Origin of the sequence: Shimia abyssi (assembly GCF_003014475.1) — a bacterium.
GTDB classification, from domain to species: Bacteria; Pseudomonadota; Alphaproteobacteria; order Rhodobacterales; family Rhodobacteraceae; genus Shimia; species Shimia abyssi.
This window is the reverse complement of sequence record NZ_PYGJ01000042.1, coordinates 1-1,692: the sequence shown is the minus strand read 5'-3', so window position 1 is coordinate 1,692 and position 1,692 is coordinate 1. Positions and strand designations below refer to the sequence as shown.

General features: G+C 55.4%; 1 protein-coding gene. It reads left to right on the top strand.

Going from position 1 to position 1,692, the window contains the following annotated elements; translation table 11 throughout:
- The first annotated feature begins 73 nt into the window (after window positions 1-73).
- Window positions 74-1,519, top strand: a complete 1,446-nt coding sequence (locus CLV88_RS22775) for an IS1182 family transposase (protein WP_106610700.1) — start codon at window positions 74-76, stop codon at window positions 1,517-1,519.
- Window positions 1,520-1,692 lie beyond the last annotated feature (173 nt).

The window sequence follows — 1,692 nt, the reverse complement described above, 5'->3', positions numbered from 1 at the left end:
GAGGCTGTGTGAAAACTCCCCCATTCTGACCGGACTGATGGTATAATTTCTGTATTTGGTACGGAGGTTGTTGATGACGCAATTTATCGAGGGTCTGGACCGGCAGCAGACGATGTTGCTGCCCGAATGTCTGGACGATTATGTTGATGAGAGCAGCCCTGTCCGTGCCATTGATGCCTTTGCAGACCTACTTGATCTTGCGGTGCTGGGCTTCAATGCGATGCCAGCGGCAACTGGACGGCCTGGCTATCACCCTAGCTTGTTGCTTCGGATTTATCTCTACGGGTATTTGAACCAGATCCAGTCATCGCGGCGGTTGGAACGTGAATGCGGGCGTAACCTAGAGCTCATTTGGCTGTCGGGTCGGTTGAAGCCGGACTTCAAGACGATTGCTGACTTCCGCAAAGATAACGGCCCCGCGATCCGCAAGGTGTGCCAGCAGTTTGTCGCGCTATGCCGCAATATGAACCTGCTCGATGGGGATGTGGTTGCCATTGACGGTAGCCGGTTCAAGGCGCTGAACTCCAAGGCCAAGAATTACACGCGCGGTAAGCTGCGCCAGAAGTTGGGTGAGATTGACAAGGCAATCAAGCGTTATTTGGGTGAGTTGGATCGCGCCGACGAAGTGTTTGAACAGACCGGCACGGTGCTGCCAGAGGCTCGCATGGAACGAACTTTGAGAAAGCTGGAGCATCTGCGAAAGGAGACGGTGCGCTACAGATCAATCGAGCAGCGCATGGATGAGACCGGCGAAACGCAGGTCTCGCTCAGTGATCCTGATGCCCGATCCATGGCAACAACGGCCCGGATGCCCCGCATTGTCGGCTACAATGTTCAAACGGCCGTCGAAGCCAATCACCACCTGATCGTTGCGCATGAAGTAACAATGCTTGGGTTCGATCGGGATGCCTTGTCGATGATGGCCGCGGCAGCAAACGATGTCATGACGACAGATCAGCTCACAGCAATCGCGGACAAGGGCTATTACAAGGGCGAGGAGATTGTCGCCAGCGAAGAGGCTGGCATCTCGGTTGTTGTTCCCAAACCCATGACATCAAACGCCTCTGCACGCGGTCAGTTTGACAAGGCTGACTTCGCATATGACAGCGACAAGGATGTCTATGTCTGCCCGGCAGGCAAGAACCTGACCTACAGATTTACCGGCCAGCAAGACGGCAAAGCTATCAGATCATATTGGTCGGGAGCCTGCGCTGATTGCGTCATCAAGGACAAGTGCACGGCCTCAAAAGAGCGGCGCGTCCGCCGGTGGGAACATGAACACGTGCTGGAACGTGTCCAAGAACGGCTGGACGAAGACCCAACGCAACTGGCCGTCCGCAGCATGACAGTTGAACACCCATACGGTACGATCAAATCCTGGATGGGGGCCACCCACTTCAAGATGCGCACCCTGAAAAACGTCGCCACCGAGATGGCATTGCACGTGCTCGCCTATAACATGACCCGCGTGATGAAGATCATGGGCGTACCGGCGATGATCGACGCAATGAAGGCGTAAGAGCCCTCGTTTGCCCTGCAATTTGCGCCGAAATTGCCCAATCCGTCTCAGGTGGCCGCTGCCGACCCTGCAATCCATTCTGTCGGCTGAAATGCCGATCTCACGCCAAAACGGGCAAAAACGCAGGTAAAGACAGACGGGCATCGCAATCAGCCGAGTTTCCACACAGCCTC

Bases quoted from the DNA above. Each gene is read 5' to 3' on its own strand.
- CLV88_RS22775 (WP_106610700.1), top strand. From the start codon at position 74: ATGACGCAATTTATCGAGGGTCTGGACCGGCAGCAGACGATGTTGCTG.